This window comes from Rhodococcus sp. Leaf247 (assembly GCF_001426185.1).
GTDB lineage: Bacteria > Actinomycetota > Actinomycetes > Mycobacteriales > Mycobacteriaceae > Rhodococcoides.
In genome coordinates, this window is the sequence record NZ_LMRP01000001.1 from 1,847,389 (window position 1) to 1,864,212 (window position 16,824).

Annotated in this window: 14 protein-coding genes; 5 read left to right on the forward strand and 9 right to left on the reverse strand. The window is 67.4% G+C overall.

Going from position 1 to position 16,824, the window contains the following annotated elements; all coding sequences use genetic code 11:
- Positions 1–18 precede the first annotated feature (18 nt).
- The 3 genes from ASG64_RS08660 to ASG64_RS08670 form a co-directional block, all read right to left on the reverse strand.
- Complete coding sequence (locus ASG64_RS08660; RefSeq protein ID WP_042575316.1) at positions 19–693, reverse strand: SipW-dependent-type signal peptide-containing protein; 675 nt, start codon at positions 691–693, stop codon at positions 19–21.
- Positions 694–1,037: 344 nt separating this feature from the next.
- Entirely contained in the window at positions 1,038–2,576 is a 1,539-nt protein-coding gene (locus ASG64_RS08665) for a catalase (RefSeq protein WP_056072957.1), read from the reverse strand.
- 85 nt (positions 2,577–2,661) lie between these two features.
- Complete coding sequence (locus tag ASG64_RS08670) at positions 2,662–3,759, reverse strand: SMP-30/gluconolactonase/LRE family protein (RefSeq protein ID WP_156388301.1); 1,098 nt, start codon at positions 3,757–3,759, stop codon at positions 2,662–2,664.
- A gap of 212 nt (positions 3,760–3,971) precedes the next feature.
- On the opposite strand from ASG64_RS08670, the gene ASG64_RS08675 reads away from it, so the two are divergent.
- Positions 3,972–5,123 (forward strand): hypothetical protein, encoded by a 1,152-nt coding sequence (locus ASG64_RS08675; protein ID WP_042575935.1) that lies wholly within the window; start codon positions 3,972–3,974, stop codon positions 5,121–5,123.
- A gap of 15 nt (positions 5,124–5,138) precedes the next feature.
- Here ASG64_RS08675 and ASG64_RS08680 read toward each other — a convergent pair whose 3' ends face one another.
- From ASG64_RS08680 to ASG64_RS08690, 3 genes are read right to left on the reverse strand one after another with little or no spacing between them, the layout of a single operon-like run.
- On the reverse strand, positions 5,139–6,839 hold the full coding sequence (locus ASG64_RS08680) for a GMC oxidoreductase (protein WP_056072096.1): 1,701 nt from the start codon (positions 6,837–6,839) through the stop codon (positions 5,139–5,141).
- Positions 6,836–8,383, reverse strand: a complete 1,548-nt coding sequence (locus tag ASG64_RS08685) for a flavin-containing monooxygenase (protein ID WP_442971121.1) — start codon at positions 8,381–8,383, stop codon at positions 6,836–6,838. The genes ASG64_RS08680 and ASG64_RS08685 overlap by 4 nt, the downstream gene beginning before the upstream one ends.
- Positions 8,380–8,973 carry a TetR/AcrR family transcriptional regulator gene (locus ASG64_RS08690; RefSeq protein ID WP_231568760.1) on the reverse strand — a complete coding sequence of 198 codons (594 nt, stop codon included), beginning with the start codon at positions 8,971–8,973 and terminating at the stop codon, positions 8,380–8,382. Before ASG64_RS08690 ends, ASG64_RS08685 begins: the two co-directional genes overlap by 4 nt.
- A gap of 89 nt (positions 8,974–9,062) precedes the next feature.
- On the opposite strand from ASG64_RS08690, the gene ASG64_RS08695 reads away from it, so the two are divergent.
- Entirely contained in the window at positions 9,063–10,145 is a 1,083-nt protein-coding gene (locus tag ASG64_RS08695) for a spore photoproduct lyase family protein (RefSeq protein WP_056072101.1), read from the forward strand.
- Between the two features lie 3 nt (positions 10,146–10,148).
- Here the strand turns inward: ASG64_RS08695 and ASG64_RS08700 are convergent, their stop codons facing one another.
- Positions 10,149–11,231, reverse strand: a complete 1,083-nt coding sequence (locus ASG64_RS08700; RefSeq protein ID WP_056072104.1) for a glycosyltransferase — start codon at positions 11,229–11,231, stop codon at positions 10,149–10,151.
- A gap of 199 nt (positions 11,232–11,430) precedes the next feature.
- Here ASG64_RS08700 and ASG64_RS08705 point away from each other — a divergent pair, with 199 nt between their 5' ends.
- Both ASG64_RS08705 and ASG64_RS08710 read left to right on the forward strand, forming a co-directional pair.
- The gene (locus tag ASG64_RS08705) at positions 11,431–11,628 is read left to right on the forward strand and encodes a PspC domain-containing protein (protein ID WP_042575931.1); all 198 of its coding nucleotides are present in this window, start codon (positions 11,431–11,433) and stop codon (positions 11,626–11,628) included.
- 309 nt (positions 11,629–11,937) lie between these two features.
- A complete protein-coding gene (locus tag ASG64_RS08710; RefSeq protein WP_052493358.1) occupies positions 11,938–12,621 on the forward strand; it encodes a DUF4913 domain-containing protein in 684 nt (227 codons plus the stop codon).
- 7 nt (positions 12,622–12,628) lie between these two features.
- On the opposite strand, the gene ASG64_RS08715 is transcribed toward ASG64_RS08710, so the two are convergent.
- A complete protein-coding gene (locus tag ASG64_RS08715; protein WP_056072107.1) occupies positions 12,629–13,672 on the reverse strand; it encodes an aspartate-semialdehyde dehydrogenase in 1,044 nt (347 codons plus the stop codon).
- A gap of 7 nt (positions 13,673–13,679) precedes the next feature.
- Entirely contained in the window at positions 13,680–14,945 is a 1,266-nt protein-coding gene (locus tag ASG64_RS08720; protein WP_042575929.1) for an aspartate kinase, read from the reverse strand.
- A 108-nt stretch (positions 14,946–15,053) separates the two neighbouring features.
- Here ASG64_RS08720 and ASG64_RS08725 point away from each other — a divergent pair, with 108 nt between their 5' ends.
- Positions 15,054–16,730: an FUSC family protein gene (locus ASG64_RS08725; protein ID WP_156388302.1), complete on the forward strand. Its 1,677-nt coding sequence runs from the start codon at positions 15,054–15,056 to the stop codon at positions 16,728–16,730.
- Positions 16,731–16,824: the final 94 nt, after the last annotated feature.

Genomic DNA, 16,824 nt, shown 5'->3' on the forward strand with positions numbered 1-16,824 from the left:
AGATGATCCAGCGATCGATTACGGAGTGGCCGGGACGACCGCCTCGGCCTGGAACTGCCACGTCAGGGTGTTGGTGGTCTTGCCGGCAACCTGGTCCGCCGTGGCGCTCGCGGGCAGCGTGACCGCGAAGCAGAGCGGGAGAGCAGTGCCGGCCTTGGGGAGAGTAATGGCCTTGGCAGCACTACCTGTTCCCAGGGTGCTTCCCGCCGCGACGACGCTCGCCCCACCGGTGATCGTTCCTGCGGTGCAGTTGGCGGCCGTGACATTGCTGACCACCTGGTAGGTAAGGAAGGACGTCAGCGGTCCCGTCGTCGGAGTCGCACCGACGAGAGTCACCGCGGCGTCGTATGCGCCGCCCGCCGTGGGACCGAGGCCGACACGCAGAGCGACGGGGGCATACACCGTCGTGCCGGGGCTCAAGGCCGCGAAACCGGTCGTGTAGTTGAACGTTCCTGCGGTCCCCGTGGTGTTGTACTCCTGCCACGCGCCGGAGCCCGCGGCCGAGAAGTCACCCTGGACGTTCCAGTTCTCGGCTGTGAACTGGGCCTGTCCGAACACGTTGTCGGTCCATGCCGCCAGGGTGACCGCCGCTCCGATGCCCAGAACAAGTCCGCCGGCGAGCAACGCACGAACCTTACGGCGCCGGTCGTCGCGCCGATCCGGTTCCTGATGGTTGATGAGATCGGTCGTCATGGCGGTCCCCGTTTCGGCTCGTAGCGCCATTCCTCAATGGCTGCGAGCGAACTGTAGAACCATTACTCGGCTTTCACATACCGAACGTTCCGCCTTTCTTGCCGTCCGACTATCGGTACCGGCCGTCACACGAACCGGCAGAGGTCGGCGCTCACAGGAAACCGTCGCGCACACGTCGACCGGCCACGATCCGCCGATCGATCAACGGTTGTGACTGCAAAACAGCGAATCGGACATAATACGCTCGGCTGCTCCTCAAACGTGATTTGTGTCACAGTCGCACGAACGAACGACGCCCGCCGCACCCGGAAGGGGCGCGACGGGCGGCGTCGATTACATGCGTGTCAGACGCGCGCGGCCTCGTCGGCCGGATCGTCCACGGCACCTGCACCGGTGGTCGGCGCTGTGTCGCCCTGACCGGCGCGGACACCTTCTTCGACCTTCTTGCCGATCTCAGGATCGACATTGCTCCAGTACTGGAACACGCGCTGCAGCACCTGCTCGGTGACGCCGTTCAGCGCGTGACCGACGATGTTGCCGACGAGACGCTCACGGGCGTCGTCGTCCATGACCTCGCGCACGAGAGTGCCCGCCTGGACGAAGTCGCCGTCCTCGGGATGCTGTACGTACCCGGTACGCACGAATCGGGGCTCGAAGTCCCATGCGCCGTCGTCGCCGTATGCGTTGGAGTCCGCAGCGGGACCACCGTACGAGTTCGGGGCGTAGACCGGCGTGTCCGCGGAGTTGTAATGGATGTTCATCGCACCCTCCTTGGAGTACGAATTGATCTCCGCCTTGGCGCGATTGACCGGCAACTGCGCGTAATTGGTGCCGATGCGGTACCGGTGCGCGTCCGCGTAACTGAAGAGGCGACCGAGCAACATCTTGTCCGGGCTGGCGCCGATTCCGGGAACGAGGTTGGACGGTTCGAACGAGCTCTGCTCGATCTGCGCGTGGAAGTTCTCCGGGTTCTTGTTCAAGGTCATGGTGCCGACCTCGATCAACGGGTAGTCCTTCTGCGACCAGACCTTGGTCAGATCGAACGGGTTGTAGCGGTACGTCTCGGCCTCGTCGTACGGCATGATCTGGACCTTGACGGTCCAGCTGGGGAAGTCCCCGTTGCGGATCGAGCCGAACAGATCCTGACGATGGTGGTCCGGCGACGTGCCCGCCAGCTCGTCCGCCTTGTCCTGCGTCAGGTAGTCGATTCCCTGATCGGTCTTGAAGTGGAACTTCACCCACGACTTCGTGCCGTCTGCGGCGATGAACTGGTAGGTGTGCGAGCCGAATCCGTCCATGTGGCGGAACGACTTCGGGATCCCGCGGTCTCCCATGAGCCAGGTCACCTGGTGCGCCGACTCGGGAGAGAGCGTCCAGAAGTCCCACTGCATGTTGTTGTCACGCAGGCCGGAGTCGGGCATCCGCTTCTGGCTGCGGATGAAGTCCTGGAACTTGAGCGGATCCCGTACGAAGAACACCGGCGTGTTGTTGCCGACCATGTCCCAGTTGCCCTCGGTGGTGTAGAACTTCAGCGAGAAACCGCGAGGGTCACGCCAGGTGTCGGGGCTGCCCTGCTCGCCCGCGACGGTCGAGAAACGAGCCAGCATCTCGGTCTTCGTGCCGGGCTGGAACACTGCGGCCCGCGTGTACTTCGAGATGTCGCCGGTGACCTCGAACGTTCCGAAAGCTCCCGCACCCTTGGCGTGCACGACGCGCTCCGGAACCCGCTCACGGTTGAACTGGGCCATCTTCTCGATCAGGTAGTGATCCTGCAGAAGGATGGGGCCCTGGGCCCCTGCGGTCAGCGAGTGCTCGTCGCTGGCGACCGGAATACCGGCGTTGTTCGTCGTGGTCTTGGCGGTGGGGGTGTCGGGTCGAGTCATGTGGTTCTGTGCCTCCTGCTGATCTGCGTGACGCACGCGTCCTTACTACCCGTGTACCCGGGCAGCGACACGCGCACACTTACGCCTACCCGACAGTCGGATGGAACAGCGGAAGGCCACCCTCGTCGACACCCAGCTCCTGGATGGACCACTCCCGCGGATCGAGTGCGTACTGGGAGTGATTGGTCGCCAGCAGCGAGGTACCCCGGAACGCCAGCGATGCCGGCGTCACCAAGGGGACGGACAACATCGATCGGCCCAGAGGCGACGGCAGAGCGTCCACGACACCGCGCCCCGGTTCGACGACCTCGACATCGTTGATCACCGGATTCGCCACGGCGACGTAGATGCGGCCGGAACTGCCGATGGCGATGCCGTCTCCCTGGGACGTCGTGGCGATCTGTTCCCGCGTGCCGGGTGATCCGTCCGCCTCGACACCGAGGCGGAACAGTTTGCCGCGGAAGATCGACGCGTCCGGGGTCAGTGAGATCGTCACGGCGAACACCAACCGGCCCTGCGCGTCGAACTGCATGCCGTTCACGCTGTAGATGGACGCGAAATCAGCACTCTGGTACCAGATCCGGGCTTCTCCACCGCCCGGTGCGATCTTCCAGATCGTCGCCTGGTTCAGGTCACTGACGTACATGTTCCCGTCGCCGTCGAACACCGGGTAGTTGGGCCACGCCGGCCGGTCTATCGGGCTCGGCTCGCACGGCACCACGCCGCGACCGCAGGACGGAAGATCGGGGAACGTCGCGTAGACGCTCTGCTCGCCGGTGGCGGGGTCGATCCGCACCGCCCGCGCCCCCGAGTAGTCGAGCGCGTACGGCCGACCCGCCCCGTCGAGAGCGATGCCGTTCACGCCGTGTTCCGCGCTCGGAGAATGATCGACGAGGTCGTACGTCCCGATCAGCGCGCCCGACCGATCGTGATGCCACACGGCCCCGGCGGATCTCGGTCGGTTGGACCCCGTCCAGACGCTTCCGTCGCGCGGATCGACCGCGATGCCCTCCGGCTGACCGGGCAGGGGAAGTTCGGCGAAGGTCCGTGCATCTCCCGGCGCGGGCGAGGGAGGAGCGACAGGCTCGGCACCGGCCGACCCCGCTCCGGCGACGAGACCGGATCCGATCATGACCGCAGTAGCCCCGACCGCCAGAGCCCTTACTGCCTGCATCACTGGCATCGACCGCTCGAACATTGCTGCGCCCCCCGGCTGTCATCGCGCAGCACCGAACGCTGCCGGATGGACACTACGGTTCCCCGCGTCCGGACACCGCACGCAGAACTCCAGCAGTCCCGGGGCGACATTGTGCCTGCTCACAGGAGTGTCCGAGATGTGAGCATCCTGTGGCACCCTTCGATCGTCTACACCGTGACGTTCTGGGGGGAAAACAAGTGACGCGCAGTTCGAGAAGCAGGTCCGGATCGCTGAGGAAGGTCACCGCGGTCGCTGCCGCGGCCATCGCCGTGTCCGCGGCGTTCACCGGAACGGCCGGTGCCGCACCGGGACCCGTGGCACCCTCCACCGTTCTCGGATCGATCGACGACGGCCCCGGCCAGTTCCATGTCTTCCGCACGGTGGACAGCGGCAACCGTCCCAGCGCGGAAGACACCGCGCGGTGCAACGCCCAGTACGGAGTACCCGCCTCCTATGCACTGGTCGAGCGGCTCGACGCCCGGATGTACACCTTCCAGTCCGACCCCGCCAGCGGCCTCCTCACGGCCGAGACCGCACGCGACGTCGGCCCGATTTACGTCTGTGACGGACTGGGGCTGAACGGCACTCAGATCCTCGACCAGTGGGGCACTCTCGACGCTCCCGGACTGGGCCGGCTGGACATGCGCGGACCCTGCGGATTCGAGCTGTACCCGGGATCACCCGGCCGCGGCGCGGTCGACTGCGTTCTACGTATAGCTCCTAACGCGTCGGGAATCGCGGGCGGTGTCGCGACGAGCAACTCGGTCGCCAACCCGCTGCGTCTGCCGGGTGGCCGCACCGGCTCGGTCTGGACGCTGTACGCCCTCGGCGAGGGCACGGCACCGGTGAACCAGGCTCCGCCTGCAGGGTTGCCGCAGCCGACCGGACCCATCGCGTACAACGTCACCCGAGAGGTGAATTCGCGGTCTCAGGGTTCCTCCCCCGCCTGCGCGGGTGGTGAGCGGACCACCGAATTGCATGCCACCGGTGTGGATCCCGCGACCGGTGCCGCGTCGACGTCGCCCAGCGAGATCGTCGCCGCCACCGCGCGGGTCTGCTACTCCCCCGTCGCGAACCCCGAGTTCGGTGCAGCCCTGTCCGTGACCTACAACAACGTCCCCGGTGGCCCGTTGACCGTCGAGGGACGCGGACAGTGCCGCCAGACCTCCCTCCCCGGTACCGCTGATCTGCAGCAGAGCTGTGGGTTGACGCTGCCGCCGAACCCGGCTCGTGGGTTGGCCGGTGGACAGGTCACCGTCAACGGCCTCGTCCCGGCGGGCGATCCGGCCGGGTCGGCCAACTCGGCCATCTGGACCACGTCGCTGCTCGGACCGATCTCCGGGAAGTAGCACCTCGACCGACCGTCAGTGACCGATGACCGTGAGGGGCAACCGAAGTGCGCCGGGTGCTTCCGCGGGCACCACCGGCGAGACCGGCTTGACCGGCGCAACGGGGGTGTAGTCGGCCCCCACCGGAGGGCGCTGATCCTGCTCACCCTTGTTGGGCCACAACGCCATCGCCCGCTCGGCCTGCGCGGTGATCGTCAGCGACGGGTTCACACCCAGATTGGCGCTGACGGCCGAGCCGTCGACCACGTGAAGTCCGTCGTGTCCGAACACGCGGTGGTACGGATCGACCACTCCGCGTTCGGGCGTTGCTCCGATGACGCAGCCGCCCAGGAAATGGGCCGTCATCGGGATGTCGAACACGTCCGCGAACGAGCCGCCCGCGTCTCCGCCGATCTTGTCGGCGGCCTTCCGGATGGCCACGTGGCCTTCCGGGATCCACTTGGGAGGCGGCGTACCTCCGCCGGGACGCGACGTGAGTCTGCGGCCGAATCGTCCCTTCGCCGAGCCGAGTTCGAGCGAGTTGTCGTCGGTCTGCATGACCAACGCGATGACGGTGCGCTCGGACCAGTTCCGGACCGACAGGCTGCGGACAGCGGCCGCCGGGTGACGCATCGCCACGCCCAGTGTCTTCAACGGACGCGGCAGTCGACCCCCACCGTCGCTCAGCACGGTCTGCAGGAGCCCGATCGCGTTGCTTCCCTTGCCGTATCGCACCGGCTCGATGTGCGTGTGATCGTTGGGATGGAACGAGGAGGTGATGGCGACACCCTCGGTGTAGTCGACCTGCCGATCGCGTGCGGTCGCCGCGAGCACGGCCTCGGAATTGGTGCGCACGACCGATCCGAGCTTGTCCGACAGGTTCGGCAGCTGGCCGGTCTCCTTCATCGCGAGCATCAGCTTCTGCGTTCCGTAGGTCCCTGCCGCGAACACCACGTGATCGGCGGTCATCACCGTCTCGCGCCGCCGCAGTTTGGCTCCGGTGCGACGGGTACGGACCTCGTATCCGCCGCCTTCACGGGGACGAACCGAGGTGACGGTGGTCAGCGGATGCACTGCAGCTCCAGCCTTCTCGGCGAGGTACAGGTAGTTCTTGACCAACGTGTTCTTCGCGCCGACCCGGCAGCCCGTCATACACGAACCGCACTCGGTACACCCGGTGCGCGTGGGACCCGCGCCTCCGAAATAGGGGTCGGGAACGTCGCGGCCCTTCTGTCCCGGAGCTCCGAAGAACACGCCGACGGGAGTTGTGCTGAAGGTGTCGCCGACGCCCATCTCCTCGGCGATGTCGCGCATGATCTTGTCGGCCGGAGTGATCGTCGGGTTGTCCTCGACTCCCAGCATGCGACGAGCCTGGGCGTAGTACGGAGTCATCTCCGCTTCCCAGTCGGTGATGTCGCCCCACTGCGGATCCTCGAAGAACCGACTCGGCGGCTGGTAGAGCGTGTTGGCGTAGTTCAGCGATCCGCCACCGACACCGGCTCCGGCCATCACCAGAACGTTGGGCAGCAGGTGGATCCGCTGCAGCCCGTAACACCCGATGATGGGAGCCCACAGGTACTTCCGGAGGCGCCAGCTCGTCTTGGGGAGCTCGTCGTCCTCGAAACGGCGGCCCGACTCGAGGACACCGACGCGGTATCCCTTCTCGGTGAGCCGCAGTGCGGTGACGCTGCCGCCGAAGCCCGATCCGATGACGATCACGTCGTAGGTGTTCTTCATGATGCGGTGACCTCCGGCTCGAGGCGGGGGTCGGTGACGGCCCGCCGCACTGTTCGGTAGTTGTCGATGTCGAAGACCGACGTCGCCTTGCGGTACTTCCAGGTGAAGGTCGGCCACATGGCCGAGTTGCGGCCGCTCTTGTCCAGATACCAGCTCGAACATCCGCCCGTGTTCCACACCGTCCCGGCGAGATCGACATCGAGACTGCGGTTCCAGTCGTCCACGGCCGCCGGCTCGACGTCCACCGCGTCGACACCCCGGTTCGCCATCTCCCGCAGCGCGGATTCGACGTACGCGGCCTGCGATTCGAGCATGTAGACGATGGAGCTGTGTCCCAGATTGGTGTTCGGTCCGTACATCAGGAAGAGGTTGGGGAAGCCGGACATCGTCGTACCGCGGTACGCGCGCGGACTGCCGCCCCACCGCTGCGCCAACGTCGTGCCGGCGCTGTCCCGAACCAGATGTGCGACGGGAGGTTCGGTCGGGGTGAAACCCGTACCGAAGACGATCGCGTCCACCTCACGTTCGCGGCCGTCACGATCGACGACGCCGGTGGGTGTCACGGAGGCGAGACCGGAATCGACCAGCTCGACGTCGGGGCGCTGCAGGGTGTCGTACCAGTCGTTCGACAGCAGCATGCGCTTGCAGCCGATGGTGTAGCCCGGAGTGAGGCGCTTCCGGAGTCCGCCGTCGCGCACCTTCAGTCGGAGGAAGCCCGTGGCGATCGAGTGCGCGATCGACAGGAGCTTGGGCCGCTTGGCCATCATCTCGACGTACATCTCGCGGTAGGCGTAGATCGCACCGCGTTGCGCCTCGAGCGTCCACGGCGCGCGTCGGTAGAACCACCGCTCGACCGGACCGCGGGTGCGGTCCATCCGCGGGATGACCCACGCCGGGGTGCGCTGGAAGACGTGCAGGTGCTCGACGACGGGAGCGATCTCGGGGACGAACTGGATTGCGGACGCACCGGTACCGACGACGGCGACACGCTTGCCGGTCAGGTCGTAGTCGTGGTCCCACGTCGCGGAGTGGAAGGTGTGGCCCGTGAAGGACTCCAAGCCGGGAACGTCCGGAAGCTTGGGCGTGGAGAGTGTTCCGGTGGCGGCCACCAGGACGCGTGCGGTCAGATCGCCCAGTTCGGTGCTCACCCTCCACAGGCACCGTTCGTCGTCCCACTGCGCCCCGAGGAGGGCACATCCGGTGATCAGACGCTCCCGGATACCGAAGCCGTCGGCGACACCGCGGAGGTAGTCGTAGATCTCAGGTCCGCGCGCGAAGGTGTGGCTCCAGTTCGCATGCGGGGCGAAGGAGAACGAGTACAGCGACGTCGGAACATCGCACGCCACACCGGGATAGGTGTTGTCGCGCCATGTCCCACCCACGTCGTGAGCGCGCTCGATGATGAGAACGTCCGCGGTGGGATCGGCGCGCAGGATGCGCTCCGTGACGCCCATCCCGGCGAAACCGGATCCGACGACCAGGACGTCGACGTGCGCCGGCAGGGACACGGGTCGAGCCTCGGGCGAGGTCGGCGATGCGGTCATGACGTCATCACCGCACGTTCCCATTCCGGCAGCACTCGTTCACGCATCTCGCGTTCCTCCTCGGGTGTTCGGAAGATGGCCGACACAGCCATCCCGCGGGCAAGTTCGATACTCAGTTCGAGAGCGACGGGAGACATCCGGTCCCCGAAGATCTGGCGTCCACCGTCCTGCAGGACCTCGGTGACACGGCGCTCGAGCGGCTCCATGGCTGCATGCAGGGCACGATCGGTCCGCGCGGCGACCCACAGTTCGAGTGCGGCGTGGAACAGCGGCCCGGAGAAGGCCTCGAGGAGCAGAGCGGGCCCGACCGGTCCGTCGCGGTCGCTTCCCACGATCTCCTCGAGCCGTCGCTCGACCAGGCGCTCCACGGCAGCGACCACGAGGGTCTCCTTCGTCGGGAAGTGATGCAGTTGCGCGCCGCGCGACACCCCGGCACGCCGCGCGATCTCCTGCGTGCTGGCCCGCGAGTATCCGACGTCGACCAGCGTGGCGATCGCCGCGTCGAGAAGCGTCGCTCGTGTTCCGGCAGTGCGCTCGGCCTGAGTTCGGCGGACGGGCGGTGCCTCGTCTCGTGCGGTGGTCTCGGTCACACGGAGGACCATACCGAGAAATCAACAAACAGTCCAGACTGATTGTAAGTTTGTTTGTCGGTGGGTCCTGATAGATCTGGACCGTGGACATGACACCTTCCGTCACGCGGTCTCGTTCGCCGTTGCTGCAGGTCCGACGCATCTGGGCCGAGCCCGACGCTCTGGCCGATCTCCGCGGCCAGGAAGTTCTCGCGCGGTTTCCCGACGCGGAGATCATCGACGTCGACTCCCATTGGCAGATACCGGAGCTGCACGGCAACGCCGGGAACATCGACCGCTGGGTGCGCGTCAAGACCGAGGACCTGGTGCTGGGAGTCAAGAAGTCGTTGACGGCTCGTCCCAACGGGCGCTCGGCGGACTGGATCGCACCGTCGACCGCCAACGGGTGCGCCATGGCGTGCGCCTACTGCTACGTACCCCGCCGCAAGGGCTACGCCAACCCCGTCACCGTCTTCACGAACATCGACAAGATCGTCGGATACCTCGGACGCCACGTCCGTCGCCAAGGACCCAAGCCGGCACCGAACCAGTGCGATCCCGTCGACTGGGTGTACGACATCGGCGAGAACAGTGACTGCAGCGTCGACGCCACCATCAGCGACAACGTCGCGGACCTCGTCCACGCGTTCGCGGGGTGGGACGGCGCGAAGGCCAGTTTCGCCACGAAGTACGTCAATCGGGAGCTCCTCGAACTCCGACCGCGCGGTGGAACGCGCATCCGGTTCTCCCTCATGCCCCACCAGGAGTCGAGACTGCTCGACATCCGCACGTCACCGATGGACGAGCGGATCGCAGTCCTCGACGAGTTCGTCGACGCCGGCTACGAGGTACACCTGAACTTCTCCCCGGTGGTGCTCTCCCCCGGATGGCAGGAACGATGGGCCGCGCTGATCGAGCAGATCGCCGAGCAGACGGGTGACGCCTTCAAGCGCCAGGCCGCGGTCGAGATCATCACGCTCACCCACAACCAGGACCTGCACGAGGTCGATCTCGGATGGCATCCGAAGGCCGAGGACGTGTTGTGGACGCCGCGGGTCCAGGAGGCGAAGCGCTCGCAGAACGGAGCCGACAACGTGCGGTACCGCATCGACGTCAAGTCGCGCGCCGTCGCCGAGCTGACCGACCTGATCGCGGCGCGGGCACCGTGGCTGCGCGTGCGCTACGCCTTCTGACCGTCACCGCCCGGACATCACGCCCAGCATCGACTCCACTGCCGTCGGCCAGCCGTACTGCTCCGCCCTCGCCCGAGCCGTCGGCCGTCCGCCCGAGGGGAGCGCCAGGGTCGCGGCGATGCCCTCGGCGAAGTCGCGGGAACGATTGGCCACCGCTGCGCCGCAGTCCGGGGTGACGATCTCGGCCAGCGCAGACGTTCCCGAGACCACCGCGGGTGTGCCCGACGCCAGCGCCTCCAGAGCCGCCAGCCCGAACGTCTCGTGCGGGCCGGGAGCGACCGCGACGTCCGCCTCGGCGAGCAACCGTGCGACGTGTTCGCGGTCGGAGACGAACCCGGCGAAGTGCACGGGCAGCCCCTCGGCGCGCCGCTCGAGCGCGGCCCGCCGCGGACCGTCTCCCACCACCACCAGGCGTGCGTCGATGCCCTCGCGGCGCAGGTGTGCCAAGGCGTCGACGCTGCGCTCGGCGTGCTTCTCCACCGACAGTCGTCCACAGTGCACCAGCCGGATCATCCGGCCCTCGTTGCGATGGCGACGCGACGGGTGGAACAACTCGAGGTCCACCCCGAGTGCGATGCGGTGCGCGTCGGCGCCGATCCGGTCGAACTCCTCCTGCGCGAACGCGGTGGTGCACACCACCGCGTCGTGACCGAGGACGGACCGCCTGTTGGCGACGTCCGCCGCCGCGCGCGCGACCGGGGCAGGCAACACCTGTCCGAGCAGTCGGTCCAGTCTCTCGTGGGAGATCATCACGCTGCGAATCCCTCTGTGGCGCGCCCATGTTCCGAGGCCACGCAGGGTCAGACGGTCCGAGATCTCGAGCACGTCCGGTCGCAGACTCGCCGCGACGTCGGCCGTCACGGACGGCCTCGCCACCCGGTAGCCACCGGTCATCGGGAGCCGGGTGGACGGGACGGTGATGCGATGCACCCCGGTGGCGGACATCGTTTCGGAGTGGACGTCGCCGGGGACGATGACCGTGACCTCGTGGCCGCGAGCGACGTAGCCCGCTCCGAGCTGGTCCACGGCCGTCCGCAGACCGCCCGAACGAGGTCCGTAGAAGTTGGCCACCTGCACGATGCGCATGCGGCCAGTGTCGAGGTGAGCCGTGTACGGACGAGGACCGCGCCGAGAACGTCGCACGAACACTGACCTCGCACGAACACTGATGTCGAGCGATCACCGTCGTCGCACGACTGCGGCACGGGAACCCGGCACCGGCGCCGCACGTTGCCGTGGTGTCCGACCCGCGACGACACGTCACCGACGAAGAAGAGGTCCCACGATGACCAGCCCGGCACGAAAGTTGACCCGTTCACGACAGAGCAAGGTGGTCGCCGGCGTCTGCGGTGGCCTCGCCGAACGTTTCGGAATCAGTCCCGGCCTCGTCCGACTGCTCTTCGTGCTGTCCTGCATCCTTCCGGGGCCGCAGTTCGTGATCTACCTCGTGCTGTGGATCGCCATTCCGAAAGCCGCCTTCTGACGGGAGCGGCGCAGGTCATCGGGTAGCTCACCGGCTTACGCCCGCACAATCGGCCCCGACACCGGAGCCGGATCGGATTCCGATCACAGCCAACATCTTTGGTCGTCTGCTGTACATCGCCCAGTTGCGCACCTCCGACGCGGCCCCTTAGTGTCGATCACGATTCGTATCGCGCGCGTCTCGGGCACCCACGGGTTCGCGCGCGACTCTCGACGTGCAGGGCGTTCGAACAGAGGCCGCCGCGCACCATCCGGCCACTCCACGAGCAGGTCGGGCGCAACACCATGGCGCCCGGCCGGCAAGGACACGATGTCTACGTACGGCGGTTTCTCCGGTCACCGAGCCGACGACAGGTCCCGCGCGAGCAGATCCGCCCGGTTCGCGTGGCGCTACCTCGACTCGGACGATGCCGCGCGCCTGTGGGACGAGGTCACCGACTGGGTCTGGTGGCTCCGTGACCGGTACGAACTGACGGACCGTGTTCCCCGCTGCTGGTACCGACACGGCCCGGTGGTCGAAGAATTCACGGCGCTGATGGCGGCATGGACCGAGGCATATTCCTCCGGTCGAGGTATGTCGGCGTGGCATTCGTCGGATCTGTGGCCGCTGATGGATCGCCTCGAGAGCATCTCCGGGTTCGAACAGTGTCAGGCCGACGGATGCTCACACGATTCCGGCTTCCTGCATGCGCCGGAGGGCACCGAGGCCGTCATGGAACCGGCACACGACACCTCGAACCTGGACTCCTCGACCTTCGACGACGCCACCCGGGACGCTCCCGACATGTCCGACGTCGGAGCCATGGTGGTGGGTGTGGTCACCGAGGACGTCATGCTGATGGCCGTCGTGAACGGAGAAGCGACAGCACTCGACGCGGGGCGACCGCACGGGCGCTACCGCCTGGGCGGCAACCTCTGGACCTGGAGTTCGATCCTCGGCGGCTACGTGCCGTGTCGGGAATCGTCCGCCGGCCTCCGCGCGATCGAGAGCTGAGCGCGAACTACCCGAGGAACAGTTCGGCGATCTGAATGGTGTTCAGCGCCGCGCCCTTTCGCAAGTTGTCGCCGGAGACGAACAGCGCCAGCCCACGTCCGTCGGGCACACCGGGATCCTGACGGATACGTCCCACCAACGACTCGTCCGCTCCCGCTGCCTGCAAGGGCGTCGGAACGTCGACCAGGCGGACACCGGGTGCCGACGCCAGCAGTTCCGTCGCTCGCTCCACCGACAGCGGGTTCGCGAACTCGGCGTTGATGGACAACGAGTGTCCGGTGAACACGGGCACGCGGACACAGGTTCCGCTGACCAGGAGATCCGGGAGTCCCAGGATCTTGCGCGACTCGTTGCGCAGCTTCTGGTCCTCGTCGGTCTCTCCGCTGCCGTCGTCGACGAGCGACCCGGCGAGCGGCAAGACGTTGAAGGCGATGGGTGCTGTGTAGACCTTCGGATCGGGGAAGCTCACCGCGCTACCGTCGTGCACCAGCTTCTCGGCATCCGCGATCACCGCGCGAGCCTGTGTCGCCAGTTCCTCGACGCCGGCCAATCCGCTTCCCGACACGGCCTGGTAGCTCGAGACGATCAGACGCTGCAGTCCGGCCTCGTCGTGCAGCACCTTCAGGGCCGGCATCGCTGCCATCGTCGTGCAGTTCGGGTTCGCGATGATGCCCTTGACGAGGTTCTTCGTCGCCTCCGGGTTCACCTCGCTGACCACGAGCGGAACGTCGGTATCCTTACGCCACGCCGAGGAGTTGTCGATGACGGTGACACCGGCGGCGGCGAAGCGCGGCGCCTGCTCACGGGACATGGTCGCGCCGGCCGAGAAGAGCGCGATGTCCAGACCCGTGGGATCCGCAGTCGAGGCGTCCTCCACGGTGATCTCACCGTCGCCCCACGGGAGCGTCTTGCCGGCGGACCGTGGGGACGCGAAGAAGCGGATCGACGCGACGGGGAACTTGCGCTCCGCCAACAGGGTCCGCATGACGGCACCGACCTGGCCGGTAGCGCCGACCACTCCGATGTTCAAGCCTGTGGAGTTCGTGGTCATGGTGGTTCTACCTTCCGGTTCCGCCGTGCACGACGGCGATCTCGTCGCCGCCGAGTCCGAACGCGGCGTGCAGCACGCGAACGGCCTCGTCGAGCTCGGAGTCCTTGGTCAGCACGGAGATCCGGATCTCCGAGGTGCTGATGAGGTCGATGTTGATGCCCGCGTCGGCGAGCGCTTCGCAGAACGTCGCGGTGACGCCGGGGTGCGACTTCATGCCGGCACCGATGAGCGAGACCTTGCCGATGTGGTCGTCGTAGAGGACCTTGGTGAAGCCGATCTCACCCTGCAGCTTGGTCAACTTCTCCACGGCGGTGGGACCGTCGGCCTTGGGGCACGTGAAGGTGATGTCGGTCTTCCCCGTGTCGATGCGGGAGACGTTCTGCAGGACCATGTCGATGTTGATCTCGGAGTCCGCGACCGCCCGGAACACCTTGGCGGCGAAACCCGGCTGGTCCGACAGGCCGACGACCGTGACCTTGGCCTCGCTGCGATCGTGCGCGACACCGGTGAGAATGGCTTCTTCCACTGGAATGTCCTCCATGGATCCGGACACGATGGTCCCTGGCTTGGTGGTGTACGACGAGCGGACGTGCACGGGAACGTTGTAGCGACGCGCGTACTCGACGCAGCGCAGCATGAGCACCTTGGCGCCGCACGCCGCCATCTCGAGCATCTCCTCGAACGAGACCTTCTCGAGGTGTCGGGCGTCGGGAACGATGCGCGGGTCGGCGGTGAAGATGCCGTCGACGTCGGTGTAGATCTCGCAGACGTCGGCGTTCAGCGCTGCCGCAAGCGCGACGGCGGTGGTGTCGGAGCCACCTCGTCCGAGCGTCGTGACGTCCTTGCTGTCCTGGCTGACGCCCTGGAATCCGGCGACGAGAACGATCGAGCCCTCGTCGAGAGCGTCACGGACGCGGCCGGGCGTGACGTCGATGATCTTGGCGTTGCCGTGCACGCTGGTGGTGACGACACCGGCCTGCGATCCGGTGAAGGACCGCGCCTCGGCGCCGAGGGAATGGATGGCCATCGCGACGAGCGCGTTGGAGATGCGCTCACCCGAGGTGAGCAACATGTCCATCTCGCGCGCCGGCGGTGCGGGGCAGACCTGCTGCGCGAGGTCGAGCAGCTCGTCCGTCGTGTCACCCATCGCGGAGACGACCACGACCACGTCGTGGCCCTTGCGCTTGGTCTCGACGATCCGTTCAGCGACGCGCCGGATCCGCTCGGCGGTCGCCACCGAGGATCCTCCGTACTTCTGAACGACGAGTGCCACGCTGGTGCTACCTCCTGCGTCGGGGTGTATGTATTCGGCGAACCGGTTGTGGAGCCTACCGACCTGCAGCGGTGCCGGGTGAATCGCGTGCCTGCCTACCATCTGATGGTGACCGCCCCCGACCCCTCCGCCCTCCCGCCTCGCCACCGACGCCGCAGTCTGTTCGTCGCGCTGCCGTCCGTCGGTCCCCGATGGCCCGGTGGCCTGCGGTCGGCGGCAGCATTCGGCGTTCCGGCGCTGGCACTGCTCGCCGGCGGCTTCCAGACGGAGGCGCTGCTGACGGCGGCCGGCGGTTTCGCGGTGGTCTACGGCGAGGGACGCCCGTTCCGTTCGCGGTGGTCCGTGGTCCTCCTCGCGGGACTCGCACTGGTGCTGTCCGCCACCGCCGGCGGACTGGTGGGCCAGTACGCCGATCCCCGCGACACGGTGCTCGGCGCCGTCCTCGTCGTCGTGGTGCTCACGGCGCTGGGAACCGTCGCCACGTTCGTCGTCGACGCGCTGCGACTCGGTCCTCCCGGCGCGTTCTTCTTCGTCCTGACCTGCGCCATCGCCACCGTGGTGCCGCAGGCCGGTGTCTCGGCCGCCGTCAACTCCGTGTGTGTCGCTCTGGGAGCCGTGTGGGCGTTGCTCGTGTCGATGGCACCCGCGGTGCGCGACTTCTCGAAGCCCGAACGGGACGCGGTGATCGCCGCGGAACGGACCGTGAGCGCCTTCGCCGCGGCGCGGGACGAGGCCGACACCGCCGTCGCTGCTCGTCACCGCGCGGCCGTGTCCGTCGACAAGGCGTGGTCCGCGCTGCACGACGCCCGCATTCCCGCGCGGCGCATCGACGATCCGCTGGTCCTGCGACTGCGCGCCGCACACCTCGAGTTCGCCCGGACCGTCGACGGTCTGCCGACGGACCCCCAGCACGTCTCCGATGCGGTCCATGTCGAGTCCGGGAGCCGTCCGACCGTGCCGATGGCGCGGCCGTCCGTCACGTTCCGGCTGGTGCGCGCACTCGACCGCGACTCCCACGCCACGACCACGGCGATGCGAGTGCTGTGTGCGTCGTCGGTGGCCGGTCTGATCGCGGTCGTGGTCGGACTCGGCAGACCGGACTGGGCCGTGATCGGCGCGGTCCTCGTGCTGCAGCAGGGACTGGACCGGCCCCGAGGAACCGTGCGGGCTCTGCATCGACTGGTCGGAACCGCCGCCGGTGTCGTGCTGTTCGCCGTGGTGTTCTCGCTGTCGCCGAGCGGAGTCGTCCTGGTCCTCGTGCTGATGGCCCTGCAGTTCCTCATCGAACTGTTCATCGCCCGCAACTACGGCATCGCCGTCATGTTCATCACCCCGCTGGCCCTGCTGATCGGCGGGGCGTCGCACCCGGGCGCGCAGGCCTGGCCGCTGGCATGGGAACGCTTCGTCGAGACCTGCATCGGTGTCGCCTGCGCCCTGGCCGCGATGTGGGTCGTCGGCCGCCATGCGCATCGGCGATGCCTGAACTGGTGCGACGCGCGCGTCATGGCGGCATCATCGGACCTGGTGGACCTGCTGCACCGCGTGGCGCCCAGTGACGATGCCGCCATGACAGTGCGCCGCGACGTCCAGTTCGAACTGGTCGGGGCCGCCCTCGCCGCCGAACACGCCGTGAGCGACGACAGGGAGTGGGCGGCGACGGTATGGCCGTCCCACCTGGCTGTCGACGCGATCGGTTACGACCTCCTGGCGGCGTGCAGTCGCACTCCGGACGGTGCGACGGTGGACGATCTGGGCACGTTCCGAGCCCGAACCGTCGACGGATGAGCGGTGGCGGTGTCCTCGGGGGAGCCGACGGAGTAAGGTGACGCGCATGTTCGGCGCCGGGTTCGCCCTTCTCCTTCGTCGCCGCGACGGGGTC